We start from the raw sequence: 15,380 nt of genomic DNA, 5'->3' as shown, positions 1-15,380 counted from the left end.
TGAGGATCCCCCGGGTTCATCGCTCGCGGTGAACCTAGGGCTCATGACCACCCCTGACCTCGTGCAAGAGCTCGGCTTCCGCGTCCTCGACGAGGAGGACGACGACCCCGTGCTGCTGCGTGCCGACGGGACGCCGGTCGACACCTGGCGCGAGGGGTACCCGTACGGCGAACGCCTGAGCCGCGAGGTCTACGACCGCGACAAGCGGCTGCTGCAGATCGAGCTGCTCAAGCTGCAGTACTGGGTGAAGCGCTCGAAGAAGAAGCTCGTGATCGTGTTCGAGGGCCGCGACGCGGCCGGCAAGGGCGGCACGATCAAGCGGTTCATGGAGCACCTCAACCCGCGGGGCGCCCGGATCGTCGCGCTGGAGAAGCCGACCGAGCGCGAGCAGACGCAGTGGTACTTCCAGCGGTACGTCGAGCACCTGCCGGCCGCCGGCGAGCTGGTGCTGTTCGACCGCTCCTGGTACAACCGCGCGTGCGTCGAGCGGGTGATGGGGTACTGCGGCGAGGACGAGTACCTGGAGTTCATGCGGCAGGCGCCGGAGTTCGAGCGGATGCTGGTCCGGTCCGACATCCTGCTGGTGAAGCTGTGGTTCTCGGTGTCGCAGGCCGAGCAGCAGACCCGGTTCACGATCCGCCAGATCGATCCGGTCCGGCAGTGGAAGCTGTCGCCGACCGACCTCGCCTCGCTCGACAAGTGGGCCGGCTACACGGAGGCCAAGGAGGCGATGTTCCACTACACCGACACGCCGTACGCGCCGTGGACGGTGGTGAAGAGCAACGACAAGAAACGCGCCCGCCTGGAAGCGATGCGGCACGTGCTCTCGCTGTTCGACTACTCCGACAAGGACCACGAGTTGGTCGGCGTCGTCGACTCGAAGATCCTCGGGCCGGCCGCCGAGGTCCTCGAGCACGGCGAGTCGGCGAACCGGAGCTTCCCGGCGCTCTAGTCCGTCTCTTCTTTCTCCACTGTGTGCACCGGGTCAGGGCATCAGGGGGAGGGTGACGGTGAAGGTGGCGCCGCCTTCGGGGGTGTCAGTGACCGTGACGTTTCCTCGGTGCGCGGCGACCAGGGCGGCGACGATCGAGAGTCCGAGGCCGGAGCCGCCGGTGACTCTCGTTCGAGCGGAGTCTGCTCGGTAGAAACGCTCGAACACGCGGGCCTTCTGCTCGTCGCTCAACCCGGCGCCGGTGTCGGCGACCTCCAGTACGGCGTGCCCGTCGCGCGTCCCGACCGACACCGTGACCGGCGCCTCGATCGGCGTGTGGTGCAACGCGTTGCTCACCAGGTTGCCGAGAACCTGCCGCAGGCGCGCTTCGTCGCCTTCGACGACCGGTGCGCCGGAGTTCGGGAGGATGCGCAGGCTGACCTTGCGTTCCGGCTGCACGGCTTCGACGTCGTGGACGGCGTCGCCGGCGAGCGTGAGCAGGTCGACGGGCTGGTACTGCAACGGCCGCTGCTGGTCGAGCCGGGCGAGCAGCAGCAGGTCGTCGACGAGCAGGCCCATCCGTTTCGCCTCGTCCTCGATCCGCTTCATCGTCGCCGGCTCCATCGCGCCGCCGCGCTGCCGAGTGAGCTCGGCGAACCCGCGGATCGAGGTCAGGGGCGTTCGCAGTTCATGACTCGCGTCCGCGACGAACCGCCGCATCCGGTCCTCGGACTGGCGCGCGTGCTCCTCGGATCTGCGCGCGTCCTCCTCGGACTGTCGCGCGACTTCCTCCGACTGCTTCGCCGCTTCCTCGGACTGCCGGGCGACCTCTTCGGATTGACGTGCGACTTCTTCGGACTGGCGGGCGAGCTCGGCGGAGCGGCGCGCAGACTCCTCGGAGCGGCGGGCCGCTGACTCGCTGGCGGTGCGCTGGGCGAAGGCGGTCTCGATCTGGCCGAGCATCTGGTTCAGGGCGAGCGACAACCGGCCGACCTCGGTGCGCGGGTCCCGTTGGGGGACGCGCCGGCTGAGGTCGCCGCCGGCGATCGCGACCGCGGTGTGCTCGACGTCCTCGAGGCCGCGCAGACTTCGCCGTACGACGTACGTGCCGACGCCAGCGAGCAGGACCAGCAAGATGATCCCGGCGGCGATCTGCACGCCCACGAGCTGATCGATGGTGTGGTCCATGTCGCTGAGACTCTGGCCGATCATCAGGTACCCGGCGCCGTTGGGCAGCGGGACCGCAACCACCCGCCAGGTCTCGCCGCCCGAAGTCGAGCTGGTGTTGAAAGGCTGATTGCCCTTGGCAACGACTTGGGTCAGGTTCAGGGACGGCAGGACGGGCTGGGTCACGGATTGCCCCAGCGGCTCGCTCAGCCTGCCGTTCTCGATCTCGGTGCCGTCGGGCAGATACTGCTGAACCACGAAGACACTCGGCAGACGCGGGGGCGGCGGCTCGTTGCGGCCGATGCGTGGGCGACTGCCGGGCGGCCGGTTCACCAGCTGCTTGGAGGCGTCGGTGAGTTGGGTGTCGACGCGGTCGATCAGGTAGCCGCGCATGATCGTGGTCGCGACCAGGCCGGACGCCAGCAGGGCGGCGGTGACCAGGGTGAGCAGGACCAGGACGATCGTGACGCGGAGCGGGTAGCGCTCGGTCAGGCGTCGGTGGCCGCGCCAACTGGTCAGCGAGGCCATCAGTTGGGGCCTCTCGGCGTACGGAGGACGTAGCCGACGCCGCGCACGGTGTGCAGCAGCTTCTGGTCGCCTGTGTCGACCTTGCGGCGCAGGTACGACATGTACGACTCGACGACGCCGGCGTCTCCGGCGAAGTCGTAGTTCCAGACCGCGGAGAGGATCTGGCCCTTCGACATCACGCGCTCGGCGTTCTCCAGCAGGCACCGCAGCAGCTTGAACTCGGTCAGCGACAGCTGCACCGCATCACCGGCCTTGAACACCTCGTAGCTGTCCTCGTTGAGCTCGAGGTCGGCGTACCTGAGGATCGCCGGCTCGGTGGCGGCCTGCTCGCGGTGCCCGGACCTGCGCAGGAGAGCGCGCACCCGCGCGACCAGCTCGTCCAGGCTGAACGGCTTGGTCACGTAGTCGTCGCCACCCGTGTGCAGGCCGAGCACCTTGTCCTCGACGGCGTCCCGCGCGGTGAGGAAGAGCACCGGGACGTGCCGGTCCTCTCCCCGCAACCGCCGGACCACCTCGAAACCGTCGAGCCCGGGCATCATCACGTCGAGCACGACGAGATCGGGCTCGACCTCGCGGGCCTTCTTCAGCGCCTCGGCGCCGTGCGTCGCCGTGGTCACGTCGTACCCGGCGAAGCGCAGGCTCGCGGACAGCAGCTCGACGATGTTCGGTTCGTCGTCGACGACCAGGAGGTGCGGGCTCATGCCCACCAGTCTGCACCGGTGAGCCGTGCGAACCCTGGCACCTTCCTGGCAGTTGCCTGTGAGTGTTGTCAGCGCGGACCGCGCTTGAAGCCCCACTTCTCGCGGGCCGCGTCGCGGGTGGTCCCGTCGTTGACGGTGGTCGCGGTGGCGACGTTGTTCGCGACGACCGCCGACACGGTGACCTGGTTGCCGGTCTTCACGTCGTCGATTCCGTCGCGGGCCGCGTTCACCAGGGTGTCCTCGGTCAGCGTGTACTCGCGGCTGTAGCCGTCCGCGCTCTTCACCGTGAGCTTGTCCTTGCTGACCGCGGTGACCTCGCCGCGCTGCGTGGAGACGGTCTGGTAGCCGCCGCCTTCCTTCTCGACCACGAACTCGCCGTGCAACGCGCCCATCCCGAGCCCGAGCTCGCCGTGCCGGCCCGGTCCACCGGGACCGCCCGGCTTGGCCGGGTCGGCGGGTGCCGAGGGCGACGCCGACGGATTGGCCGACGGAGACGGTGAGGGGGACGGGTCGGCGTTGGTGGTGGCCCAGGCGACCCCGCCGGCCGCCGTGGTCACGACCACCGCCGCGACGGTGCCGACGATCCGCCACGGTTTGTCGGAGAGTTTCTCGAACGACGCCATCTGCAACTGCCTCCCGGTACGACGTACCAGGCCGTCACCTGGTACTGGTCGTCCCACCCTGCGACGCCGACCTGAGACGAGCCTCCCGCCTGCCTGGCAAAACCCTGGCAGTCAGACCAGGAACAGCACCGCGATCAGCCAGACGGCGGCCGCGAGCGCCGTACCGACGAACTCGATCAGGATCGACAGCCCGGTCGCTCGCAGTGCGTGCTTGGTCGACGTCCAGGCGTCGGGGTGCGTGCCGAGGCGCTGCCGCTCCGACAGGTACACGCCGAGCGGGAAGCCGACGAACATGCCGACCACCGGGATCACGAAGAACCCGACGATCCCGAGCAGCACGCCGATGAACATCGATCGCCGTGGTACGCCGGACTCCCGGAGTCGGCGCTCCGGCACGATGTACTTGACCACCTGGCTCGCACCGATGAGGACCACGGCCGCGGCGAGTACGACCCAGCCGGTCGGGCTCTGTTCCTCCAGCGCCCAGATCAGGATCGCGGCGAGGCTCAGCAGCGCCCCGGGCAGCACCGGGACCACGATGCCGATGATGCCGACGAAGATCGCCACGCCGACCAGGAACGTCGCAACGGAGTTCACGCCCACCACTGTGCCGTAAAACGCTCCGCTTAGTGTGGACGCATGGCTGCTCTCCACGAACTGGTCACCACACTCGCCGCGCCCTGGGTGGTGCTGTCCCCGCGCTCGGGCCAACTCACCGGCGTCGGCGCCGAAGGCGTCTACGCCCGGGACCGCCGAATCCTTTCCCGGATGGTGGTGACCGTCGACGGTCGGGAGCCGCTCGCGGTGCATGTGGACGAGTCGGTGAGCGCCCGCCCCACCGCCGAGGGCTCCCGTGGTGGGGTGACTGTGTTCGGGGCCGTAGTAGAGGGACTGGGCGACGGCGGGCACGACCCGACGGTTCGCCTTCGGCGGACCCGGACGGTCGACGGCGAGGGGCTGACCGAGCGGCTGACGCTGGTCAACAACTCGCACCTGACCGTCGACTGCACCTTGAACGTTGCTCTCGGCACCGATCTTGCCGGCACCGCGGAGGTCCGGAGTGAGGCGGCTGCGGATCTTCCCGCGCTGACTCCTGTGGTGGAGGGCGATGGGCTGTCCTGGGAGAAGGCGGGAACGCGAGTGAGCGCTCTCGCCGATCTCGAGCCGGTGCTCGGCGACGGGGGAATGCAGTGGCAGCTGCAGCTCAAGCCCGGTGAGGAGTCGACGATCGCGCTCCGGGTGACCGCGGAGTTCCCCGCGGCGACCGGCTTCGAGATCAAGCCGCCGGACGAGCGTCCGACGTACGACGAGATCGCGCTCTCCTGCTCGGACACCAGGGTCGAACGCTGGCTCCGCCGCTCACTGGACGACCTCGCCGCCCTGCAGTTGGGTGCTGACAGCGACCGCTACCTCGGCGCCGGGCCGCCTTGGTATCTGACGCTCTTCGGGCGCGACTCCCTGATCTCCTCGGGGATGCTGATCCCGGTCGATCCAGCCCTTGCCGCGGGCACCTTGCGCGCGCTGGCGGCGTGGCAGGGCAGCAAGGTGGATCCCGACGCGGCCGAGCAGCCGGGCAAGATCCCGCACGAACTGCGCGCCGAGGTCGCCGATCACGGCAACGGGCTCGTGCTGCCGGCGGCGTACTACGGAACGCACGACGCGACCCAGCTCTGGATCACGACCCTCCACAAGGCGTGGCGCTGGGGCATGCCCGCCGACGAGGTCCGCGCACTGCTGCCCAACCTGCAGCGAGCGCTCGCCTGGATGCGCGAGTACGCCGATCCTGACGGCGACGGCTTCTTCGAGTACATCGACGAGTCCGGCCACGGCCTGGCCAACCAGGGCTGGAAGGACTCGAGCGATTCCGTCCAGTGGCCCGATGGCACGATCGCGACCGCACCCATCGCTCTGTGCGAGGTCCAGGGCTATGCGTACGCAGCCGCATTGGCCGGCGCCGAGCTGTTGGATGCGTTCGGCGAGGACGGTGGTGACGAGTGGCGGGCCTGGGCGGCGGAGCTCAAGACCAGGTTCCGGGAGAAGTTCTGGGTCGACGGGTATCCGGCGATCGCGCTCGACGGCGCCAAGCGGCCGGTCGCGGGGCCGGCGTCCAACATGGGCCACCTGCTCGGCACCGGCTTGCTCGACGCTGACGAGGAAGCGACCGTCGCCGCGCTGCTCGGCGACCAGCAGCTCGACTCCGGCTTCGGCCTTCGCACGTTGACGACCGAGATGACCGGCTTCAACCCGCTCGGCTATCACACGGGCAGCGTCTGGCCGCACGACACCGCGATGACCGTCCAAGGCCTGTACGCCGCCGCCCGATCCAGTGTCGCGACGACGTACACGCGCGGTCTGCTGGAAGCTGCGGAGTCGTTCGGCTACCGGCTACCTGAGTTGTACGGGGGAGCGGGGGCGGCGGAAGAAGGCACCCCCACGCCGTACCCGCTGTCCTGCCGGCCTCAGGCTTGGGCAGCCGCTTCGGCAGTTGCGGTGATCGTGGCGGCGCTGGGCATCGAACCCAATGGCCCGGCCGGCACCCTCGACATCACGCCCGCGAGCGACTTCCCCTGGAGGTCGCTGCGCCTTGAGGGTGTGCGTGTTGGTGAGCGAACTCTGACCGTCGAGTACACAGACGGAAGTCTTACCTTGAGCTAGAGGTTCACCACGGTGAGGGCCGCGACAAGAGCGACGGCGAGGTAGCTTCCGCCCGCCAGGTAGCGCTGGATCTGAGCGCTGCGTGGCGAGCGGAAGCGCCGGCCGATCGCAGCCGCGCCGACGGCGTAGCAGAGGTCGAGCGCCAGCCCGATCACGAGCACGGCCAGACCGAGCAGCAGCATCTCCGTCCGCACCTGCCCCGACCCCGCGTCACGCGTCGTGAACTGGGGGAGGAAGGCAAGGAAGAACAACGCGGCCTTCGGGTTGAGCAGATTGACCAGGACTCCCGCGCGGAACACCCGCCCAAGCGGCTCTGCACGCAGCGTCCCGAGTCCGGACGAGCTCCCCGAGGACCGCAGCGTCTTCACCCCGAGGTACGCCAGGTACGCCGCACCCGCCAGCGAGATCACCGTGAACAGCTCCGGCGAAGCCTCCAGTACGGCGACCAGCCCGAGCGCGGTGACCAGGATGTAGACCACCGACCCGGTCTCGATCGCGAACGCCGACACCACTCCCGCGCGCCGGCCCTGGGTCAGGCTGCGCAGCGAGATGTAGATGTTGTTCGGCCCCGGCATCCCGACCAGAACCACGGTCGCCCCGACGAACCCGAGCAGCTGCCCGATCCCCATATCACCCTCACTCTTCAACTGGACTGCTTCCGCGACTAGCCTGTCGGCTCGCTGTCCAGTCCACCCGAGCCAATCCGAGGAGAAGTGGACCGTTCCGGAGATCCCGCTGTCCTGGCCGACCTGATCGGGCGCCGGCTGACCGGTCGCACCGGCGGCCTGTACCGCCGCCTGGCTGACGCGCTCGCCGCGCTGATGGGCTCGACCGAGCTGCCGGTCGGCGCGAAGCTCCCGGCCGAGCGACGGCTCGCCGAGGCGCTCGCCGTCAGCCGCAGCACGGTCGTCGCGGCGTACGACGAACTACGCGCCCGCGGACTCGTCGAGAGCCGACGCGGCAGCGGTACGACGGTTGCCCGCTCCGCGAGCCGCGGGCGCTCGACCGCCGACAAGCGGATGCCGATCGGGTACGGCGAATCGCTGTTCCACCGGATCACGGTCGGCCCGGGCGACGTGATCTCGATGACGTACGCCGTCGATCCCGGCATCCCCGACCTCTCCGCCGAGGTGGAGGACCTGGCCCGCACCGACCTGCCCACGCTGCTCCAGGACGTCGGCTACCACCCGCGCGGCATCGAGCCGCTGCGCCAGCGGATCGCGGAGCACTTCGAGCAGTCCGGCCTGCCGACGAGCCCGGACGAGATCGTCGTCACCAGCGGCGCGCACCAGGCGATCGCGCTGGTCACTCAGATGTACCTGCGGACCGGAGCCGCCGTCGTGATCGAGCAGCCGAGCTGGCCGGGCTGCTTCGACCTGTTCGGCGCCGCGGGCGGCCGCGTGGTCGGCGTACCGCTGGACGACGCCGGGATCCGTCCCGACCTGCTGACGGCCGCGCTCAAGGAGCACCAGCCCGCGTTCCTGTTCGTGATGCCGACGTTCCACAATCCGACCGGACGACTGATGTCACCGGCACGCCGTCGGCAGGTCGCCGAAATCGCCGGGCGGTACGGCGTGGTGGTGGTCGAGGACAACGCCTATTCCGCCGGAGATCCGGCCGGACCGGAAATTCCGCCGCCACTGGCCGCGTTCGCGCCGGGAAATGCGGAGGTGCTGACGATCGGCTCGGTGTCGAAAGCGGTCTGGGGCGGTTTGCGGATCGGCTGGATCCGCGCGCCGCGACCATTGGCCGACCGGCTCGCGCGACACAAAGCACTGGCCGATCTCGGCAGCCCGGTGATCGACCAGGCGCTCACCGCGCGACTGTTGCCGCGACTGGCCGACGTGACCGCCGAACGTGCCCGGCTGGCCACCGGACGCCGCGGACACATCGGCGAGCTGCTGCGCGATCGGCTGCCCGAGTGGTCGTGGGAGGAACCGGCCGGCGGATCGGCGTTGTGGGTGCGTTTGCCGGACACGGACGCGCGGGTGTTCGCGCAGATCGCGCTGCGGCACGGCGTCGAGGTCGTTGCCGGGCACGCCATGGATCCGACCGGTGACCATGACAACTATCTGCGGCTGCCGTTCGCCTATGCGCCGGAGGTACTTGCCGACGCAGTGAACCGGCTTGCTGGTGCGTGGCAGGAGTTCCGGCGGCACGGGCCGGAGCCCGGCGTACCGATCGTGTGAGATACCCGACAAAGGATTGGCCGGTACCGGACAGCTTTCGGGCCGGACAGGACTGATGGCGGCCACCCTGTCCAGGGTGACCGCCATCGCTAAGTGTGTGTGGGGTCTGCGCCGCCGTTGGCGCCTACGAGGCCTGGGGTTACCGCTCCTCGTCCGCGGCCGGGACCGGGCTGACGGCTTCGAGCCGACCGGTCTCGTCGTGGATGGTGATAGCGATGTCGCGCAGCTTCTCCGAGTGCTCCCGGCCGTGGTGGGCGCAGAACAGAAGCTCCCCACCGCTGGTCAGGGTGACACGGACGTAGGCCTGCGCACCGCAGCGGTCACAACGGTCCGCAGCCGACAGGGTCGAACTCGGGGCGAGTGCTGTAGTCACTTGAGGCCTCATCTCATCTAGTTCCGTACTCACCAGATAGCAACATCCTGACATGCGGATCGCTTCCCGGTAGGTGCAGCGTGTCCGAATGTGAGACGAACCACCTGTTCCCTTATGACGCATATTGACGGGGAATCGTTTCGGATTCGGGCGATCTGTTGTTTCCGGCGGGTGTCGGGCGTGTCCTCTTTCACTGTGCGCCACGGGATGCTCACTGCGCGTTCACATCCGGAGTGTCGCAATTCTCAGTGATCGAGTCCGGATCGATATCTTCCGAAACAACTGTCTGGCCGGGGATCCCTGTCGATGCTGTTGTTACTGACGTCGTGCTGGATCGGTACCCCGCCATGATGCCGACCAACCCCAAATCAGCCACATCGACCTCCTGCCAGGTTTTGGGGGTGGGGCCTCGTAGGCTGTCACTCGTACGGCGGCAGAGTCGTCGTACGGATGTCTGCTTGTGAACCAGTGAAGGAGCCCTGTGGCCGCCCCGACGCCTCGCAGTACCGAGCTCGACCCGACGTACAACGCCCGCAACCTCCTGGTGCTCGAGGGGCTGGAGGCGGTCCGGAAGCGCCCGGGGATGTACATCGGCTCGACCGACAGCCGCGGCCTGATGCACTGCCTGTGGGAGATCATCGACAACGCCGTCGACGAGGCCCTGGCCGGTCACGGCGACCGGATCGACGTCGTCCTGCACAAGGACGGCTCGGTCGAGGTGCGCGACAAGGCCCGCGGCATCCCGGTCGACATCGAGCCGAAGACCAAGCTGAGCGGCGTCGAGGTGGTCTTCACCAAGCTGCACGCCGGCGGCAAGTTCGGCGGCGGCTCGTACAACGCCTCCGGCGGTCTGCACGGCGTCGGCGCCTCGGTCGTGAACGCGCTGTCCGCGCGCCTCGACGTCGAGGTGGACCGCGGTGGCGCGGTCTGGACCACGTCGTTCCGGCGTGGGGTGGCCGGCGAGTTCGACGGCGACGGCGCTTCGGCGTCCTTCACCGCGGCGGTCGGTCTGCGCAAGGCCGGGCGAGCCAAGAAGGGCGTCACCGGGACCCGGATCCGGTACTGGGCCGACCGTCAGGTCTTCACCAAGGACGCCGCGTTCAACTACGACGAGCTGGTCACCCGGGCGCGGCAGACGTCGTTCCTGGTCCCCGGCCTGGAGCTGGTGATCCGCGACGAGCGCGGTGACGAGGCGACCGAGGAGTCGTTCAAGCACGAGGGCGGGATCTCGGAGTTCTGCGAGTTCCTGGCCACCGACCAGCCGGTCACCGAGGTCGTCCGGCTGACCGGGACCGGTCACTTCACCGAGACCGTGCCGATGCTCGACGACGCCGGGCACATGACCCCGACCGACGTCGAGCGCGACCTCGAGGTCGACATCGCGGTCCGCTGGGGCGACGGGTACGAGACCGAGGTCCGGTCGTTCGTGAACATCGTCTCCACGCCCAAGGGCGGCACGCACGTCGCGGGCTTCGAGCGGGCGCTGTCGAAGGCGTTCACCGGCGTACTGACCGGGACGCGGCTGCTGAAGAGCGGCGAGGAGATCATCAAGGACGACGTGCTCGAGGGACTCACCTCGGTCGTGACCGTCCGGCTGGCCGAGCCGCAGTTCGACGGCCAGACCAAGGAGGTGCTCGGCACTCCGGCCGCGTCGCGGATCGTCGCGAAGGTGGTCCAGACCGAGCTGGAGACGTTCCTCACCTCGACCAAGGGTGCGGCGAAGGCGCAGGCGCGCGCCGTACTGGAGAAGGTCGTTGCCGCGTCACGCACGCGCGTCGCGGCCCGTCAGCACCGCGAGCTGCAGCGCCGCAAGACCGCGCTGGAGTCGTCGGCCCTGCCGGCGAAGCTGGCCGACTGCCGCAGCAACGACGTGGACCGCTCCGAGCTGTTCATCGTCGAGGGTGATTCGGCGCTCGGTACGGCGAAGCTCGCACGCAGCTCGGAGTTCCAGGCGCTGCTGCCGATCCGGGGCAAGATCCTGAACGTGCAGAAGGCGTCGGTCGGCGACATGCTGAAGAACGCCGAGTGCGCGTCGATCATCCAGGTCGTCGGCGCCGGCTCCGGCCGCACGTTCGACCTGGAGCAGGCGCGCTACGGCAAGATCATCTTCATGGCCGACGCCGACTCCGACGGCGCCCACATCCGCTGCCTGCTCGCCACGCTCTTCTTCCGGTACATGCGGCCGCTGGTCGACGCGGGCCGTGTCTACACCGCCGTACCGCCGCTGCACCGCTTCGAGCTGACGAACCCGAAGAAGGGTCAGGACAAGTACCTGTACACCTACAGCGACGCCGAGTACCAGCGGAAGTCGGCCGAGCTGATGAAGAAGGGCGTCCGCTGGAAAGAGCCCCCGCAGCGCTACAAGGGCCTCGGTGAAATGGACGCGGACCAGCTGGCCGAAACCACCATGGACCCCCGCCACCGAACGCTCCGCCGCATCACGGTCGACGACGGCGAAGCCGCGGCCAACGTCTTCGACCTGCTGATGGGCAACGACGTGGCGCCGCGCAAGGAGTTCATCGTCCAGGGCGCGTACGAGTTGGACGAGACCCGCATCGACGCCTGAGGCAAGCACCCCGACCCCCGCGAACCGAAGAGGACGCGGGGGTCGCTGCTGTTCCGGGCGAGGAGCGAAGACGGCGGAACCGCCGCAGGACGTGCGGCCTCTCCGGCGGCCGGTGCAACGTGAGCATCGCGATGCTCACCAATCAAGTACCGACTCCCGAGTGGTGGCTGGTACTTGATTGGGTGGGCAGGCTGCGGCTCGGTGGGGCGTCCCGCGCAGCGTGGAGGTCAGGTCGAGCGAGAAGGGTGCTCCGCGGCGAGACCCTCCGTACAAGTACCGGCCCTCGACTGGTGGTTGGTACTTGATTGGCCAGCGGGCTGCGGCTTGGTGGAGGCGTCCAGCGCCGGGGGTGGAGCCAGGTCGGGCGGGAGGCGCGGCGGGTGCTTCGGGGTGATGTTCGCCGTGCATGTGCCAGCCCCCGAGTGGTGGTTGGTGGGGCTGCGGGTAAATGGGCTGAGGTTGGTGTGGGGTGGGTGAAAGGATCGGGGGATGGAGCAACCGGGCTTGCGTACGGGGCGGCTGGAGTTGGTGCCGTTGGGGGATGAGCATCTGGAGTTGGAGGTTCTGCTGGACTCCGATCCGGAGGTGATGCGGTATCTGGGTGGGCGGGCTCGGCCTCGGGGAGAGGTTGAGGCGGCGCATCGGAGGCGGCTCGAGGATGCGCGGAGGAATCCTGGGCTGGGGTTCTGGGTCGGGTTCGATGACGACGGGTTTGTGGGGTGGTGGATCTTGCGGCCGCCGTACGGGCCTGATCAGCCGAAGGTCGAGGGGGAGGCTGAGCTCGGGTATCGGCTGCTGCGGGAGCGGTGGGGGCGGGGGTATGCGAGCGAGGGCTCGCGGGAGCTGCTGCGGTACGGGTTTGGTGAGGTGGGGCTGGAGCGGATCTTCGCGCAGACGCTGACGGTGAACGTGGGGTCACGCGCGACGATGGCGTCGCTGGGGTTCACCTTCGCGCGGGCTTTTCCGTCGTCGCACGACGAGCCGGGGGCGGAGTACGGCGAGGTCGAGTACGAGATGAGGTCGGCGGACTGGCTTGACCTCATGCCGGTCAAGCGTCCGCGGTTGGTGGCGTTTGATCTCGACAACACGTTGATCGATCGGGACGGCGCGTTTCGGGTGTGGGCTGAGTGGTGGGTTGAAAAGGAAGGACTGGGGCCCGACGCGCTCGCGTGGTTGCTGGCTGAGGACGAGGGTGGGTTCAAGCCGCGTGAGGAGCTCTTCGCTGGTGTGAAGGCCTTCGGGGTTGAGCGGTCGGTGGGGGAGTTGGTCGACGAGTACGACCGGGAGCACCCGCTGTTCACCGCGGTGGAGCCGGAGGTGCTGGACGGGATCGCTCGGTTGCGCGAAGCCGGCTGGCGGGTTGCTGTCATCACCAACGGGACCGTCGTCCAGCAACAGTTGAAGCTCGACCACACCGGCATCGGCGCAGCCGTCGACTACGTCTGCATCTCCGAGAGCGCCGGCGTACGCAAGCCCGACCGCCGCATCTTCGCGCTCGCCGCCGAGCAGACCGGCGCGCGCCTCGAAGGCGGCTGGATGGTCGGCGACCACCCGGCGTACGACATCCTCGGCGGCATCAACGCCGGGATGCGCACGATCCAGATCGGCCACCACCACGAAGGCCCGAAGGCCGACCACCACCTGGACTCGGTGCTGGAAGCGTTCCGGGTGATCCTCGCCGGCTGACTTAGCCGGGGCCGAGGGTCATGATGGCCAGATGGCCGACAAGTCGTACGTCCCACCGACAGACCGGGTGCTCACGCCGTACCTGTGCTGCCGGGACGCCGCGCAGGCGATCGAGTGGTACGGCGAGGTGTTCGGCGCGCGACTGACCGGGGATCCGTTCCTCGGCGAGGACGGCCGGGTCGGGCATGCCGAGCTGGAGATCGACGGGGCCGTGTTCATGCTGTCCGACGCCTACCCGGACGCGGGTGTCGAGGCACCGGCGAAGGATCGCCTGCCGACGTACGCGATGAACCTCTACCTACCCGATGTCGACGCCACAGCTGCCGCGGCCGAGCGGGCCGGAGCTGTGGTCGTGAGCGCCCCGGCGGACGCGTTCCACGGTGCGCGGTCGGCCACGCTCGTCGACCCGTTCGGCGTGCGCTGGATGCTGGCGACGCAGCTCCGGCAGGTCAGCGACGAGGAGCTCCAGGCGGCTCGAGCCGACTTCGCGGGCGACTGACGACGCCGGCGTGAGCGATGCGGTTGGGTGCACCCGGGGCGCACCCAACCGGGCGATCAGCTCAGAGCTTTCCGTAGTACGGCGTGGGCGCCTTGGACGATGGCGGCTCGGTTGGCTTCGTACGTCGGGTCGGTGATCTCGGTCTTGTTCGCCAGGTCGAACTGGAGGACCGGGACGTGGAGGTGGCCGGCCGGCATCAGGGGGTCGAGGAGGTCGCGTTGGAGGGTGTTGCGGTAGGCGACCTCGTTGGAGAGGTAGCCGCCGCCGGCGCCTTCGGATGCGATCGAGCCGGGGGTCGGGCCTAGGGGCTGGCGGACGGGGAGCGTCTGGCCGGCGGGGATCTCCAGGACCGACGTGTTGACGCGGGTTCGGAACGGGGTGACGTCGGCCTGCGCCATCCGGGCGGTCGGGAGGCTGGTGGTGAGCCACTCGGGGCCGGTGGGCATGCTCGGGGAGACGATCGGTGCGTTGATCGTGCCGCCGCTCAGGAGGTTGTTGTTGTCGCCGATCGAGCTGACCGAACGGCGGCGGCCGTTGAAGACCTCGAGGTCGAAGATGCCGACCCGGCCCTGGCTCGCGGTCATCACCAGGTCCGCGTGCTGCGGGCCGCGGCGGTAGTGCGGGGCGAGCGCGTCCTCGACCATGTTCTCGTCGAAGTCGGTGTACCGGACCGGGAACACGACGGTCTGGATCTCGTACGTCGTACCGCCCACCCGCCAGCGCTGACCGTCCAGGGAGAGCGCGTTCGCGCCGGACGGGTTGCCGATCCGGATGTCCGCGTCGAGCGTGAACGGGTCGAACCCGGTCACGAGGATCTTGCGAACGCCGGGGGAGAACCGCGTGCTGGTGATCCCGCGGGACGAGTACTCCAGGCTGCGGATCAGCTCGGCGCGGTCCGCCGTACTGAGTCCGAACGATGGCTTCCACTGGCGCAGCGCGAGGGCCATCGAGATGCGGGCCCAGTACAGGCCGCGGTCGTCGGTGGCCGGGAGGGCTGGTGCGGTCTGCGCGTGCTGGGCGCGGTGGGTCGCCGTACGCCAGAGTGCTTCGGCTTGAGCGCGTACGACGAGTCTGGCGGCCAGCTTATTCGGGGCGGCGCAGAGCAGGTGGCTGAAGAGCTTCACCTGCTTGTCGAAACCGGAGCGCGCGAGGATCTGGGCGGGGACCGACGGGCCGCCCTGTACGCCGTTGTCGAGGCGCTGCTCCTCGACGGTGCCGGTGATGGCGGTGTCGAAGCAGGACGCGTGCTGGTCGAGCGGCTGGCTGGGGCGGCTGACCGCGATCGCGGTGGGTGCGGGAGTCGCGGTCAGGACGGTGCTGAGGGCCAGGGCGCCGACCATCAGGGATCGGGAAAGAGAGCTTGGGCGGAGTCTCATAAGGAGTTCCTATCAGGTTCTGGCGGCTCCGGCCGGAGTTCGTGGGCTGTCGCGGGTATTGCAGACAGTATGCAATGCGCTACTTT

General features: G+C 69.0%; 13 protein-coding genes. 6 read left to right on the top strand and 7 right to left on the bottom strand.

The window, feature by feature from the left end; translation table 11 throughout:
* Positions 1-43 precede the first annotated feature (43 nt).
* The gene (gene ppk2, locus ACYVIO_RS32925; protein ID WP_460654842.1) at positions 44-952 is read left to right on the top strand and encodes a polyphosphate kinase 2; all 909 of its coding nucleotides are present in this window, start codon (positions 44-46) and stop codon (positions 950-952) included.
* Between the two features lie 33 nt (positions 953-985).
* On the opposite strand, the gene ACYVIO_RS32920 is transcribed toward ppk2, so the two are convergent.
* The 4 genes from ACYVIO_RS32920 to ACYVIO_RS32905 form a co-directional block, all read right to left on the bottom strand.
* A complete protein-coding gene (locus ACYVIO_RS32920) occupies positions 986-2,626 on the bottom strand; it encodes a sensor histidine kinase (protein WP_460654841.1) in 1,641 nt (546 codons plus the stop codon).
* A complete protein-coding gene (locus ACYVIO_RS32915) occupies positions 2,626-3,327 on the bottom strand; it encodes a response regulator transcription factor (RefSeq protein WP_460654840.1) in 702 nt (233 codons plus the stop codon). The genes ACYVIO_RS32920 and ACYVIO_RS32915 overlap by 1 nt, the downstream gene beginning before the upstream one ends.
* A gap of 68 nt (positions 3,328-3,395) precedes the next feature.
* On the bottom strand, positions 3,396-3,950 hold the full coding sequence (locus ACYVIO_RS32910; protein WP_460654839.1) for a hypothetical protein: 555 nt from the start codon (positions 3,948-3,950) through the stop codon (positions 3,396-3,398).
* Between the two features lie 111 nt (positions 3,951-4,061).
* Positions 4,062-4,547: a DUF456 domain-containing protein gene (locus ACYVIO_RS32905; RefSeq protein ID WP_460654838.1), complete on the bottom strand. Its 486-nt coding sequence runs from the start codon at positions 4,545-4,547 to the stop codon at positions 4,062-4,064.
* A 42-nt stretch (positions 4,548-4,589) separates the two neighbouring features.
* On the opposite strand from ACYVIO_RS32905, the gene ACYVIO_RS32900 reads away from it, so the two are divergent.
* Positions 4,590-6,605, top strand: coding sequence for an amylo-alpha-1,6-glucosidase (locus tag ACYVIO_RS32900; RefSeq protein WP_460654837.1), 2,016 nt, complete (start codon positions 4,590-4,592; stop codon positions 6,603-6,605).
* On the opposite strand, the gene ACYVIO_RS32895 is transcribed toward ACYVIO_RS32900, so the two are convergent.
* Positions 6,602-7,234, bottom strand: a complete 633-nt coding sequence (locus ACYVIO_RS32895) for a LysE family translocator (RefSeq protein ID WP_460654836.1) — start codon at positions 7,232-7,234, stop codon at positions 6,602-6,604. The genes ACYVIO_RS32900 and ACYVIO_RS32895 overlap by 4 nt on opposite strands.
* A gap of 84 nt (positions 7,235-7,318) precedes the next feature.
* Between ACYVIO_RS32895 and ACYVIO_RS32890 the strand changes: the two genes are divergently transcribed.
* A complete protein-coding gene (locus ACYVIO_RS32890; protein ID WP_460654835.1) occupies positions 7,319-8,794 on the top strand; it encodes an aminotransferase-like domain-containing protein in 1,476 nt (491 codons plus the stop codon).
* Between the two features lie 139 nt (positions 8,795-8,933).
* On the opposite strand, the gene ACYVIO_RS32885 is transcribed toward ACYVIO_RS32890, so the two are convergent.
* A complete protein-coding gene (locus ACYVIO_RS32885; protein ID WP_425830815.1) occupies positions 8,934-9,179 on the bottom strand; it encodes a DUF7455 domain-containing protein in 246 nt (81 codons plus the stop codon).
* Between the two features lie 469 nt (positions 9,180-9,648).
* Here ACYVIO_RS32885 and ACYVIO_RS32880 point away from each other — a divergent pair, with 469 nt between their 5' ends.
* The 3 genes from ACYVIO_RS32880 to ACYVIO_RS32870 all read left to right on the top strand — a co-directional run bounded on the left by ACYVIO_RS32880 (position 9,649) and on the right by ACYVIO_RS32870 (position 13,918).
* Positions 9,649-11,733 carry a DNA gyrase/topoisomerase IV subunit B gene (locus ACYVIO_RS32880; RefSeq protein WP_460654834.1) on the top strand — a complete coding sequence of 695 codons (2,085 nt, stop codon included), beginning with the start codon at positions 9,649-9,651 and terminating at the stop codon, positions 11,731-11,733.
* Positions 11,734-12,222: 489 nt separating this feature from the next.
* Positions 12,223-13,419: a GNAT family N-acetyltransferase gene (locus ACYVIO_RS32875; RefSeq protein WP_460654833.1), complete on the top strand. Its 1,197-nt coding sequence runs from the start codon at positions 12,223-12,225 to the stop codon at positions 13,417-13,419.
* Between the two features lie 31 nt (positions 13,420-13,450).
* On the top strand, positions 13,451-13,918 hold the full coding sequence (locus tag ACYVIO_RS32870) for a VOC family protein (RefSeq protein WP_460654832.1): 468 nt from the start codon (positions 13,451-13,453) through the stop codon (positions 13,916-13,918).
* Positions 13,919-13,974: 56 nt separating this feature from the next.
* Here the strand turns inward: ACYVIO_RS32870 and ACYVIO_RS32865 are convergent, their stop codons facing one another.
* Positions 13,975-15,294: a pyroglutamyl-peptidase I gene (locus ACYVIO_RS32865; protein ID WP_460654831.1), complete on the bottom strand. Its 1,320-nt coding sequence runs from the start codon at positions 15,292-15,294 to the stop codon at positions 13,975-13,977.
* Positions 15,295-15,380: the final 86 nt, after the last annotated feature.

Source organism: Kribbella endophytica (assembly GCF_054781295.1).
Note: the sequence above shows the minus strand (reverse complement) of the source record. Positions and strands in the feature narration are given on the sequence as shown.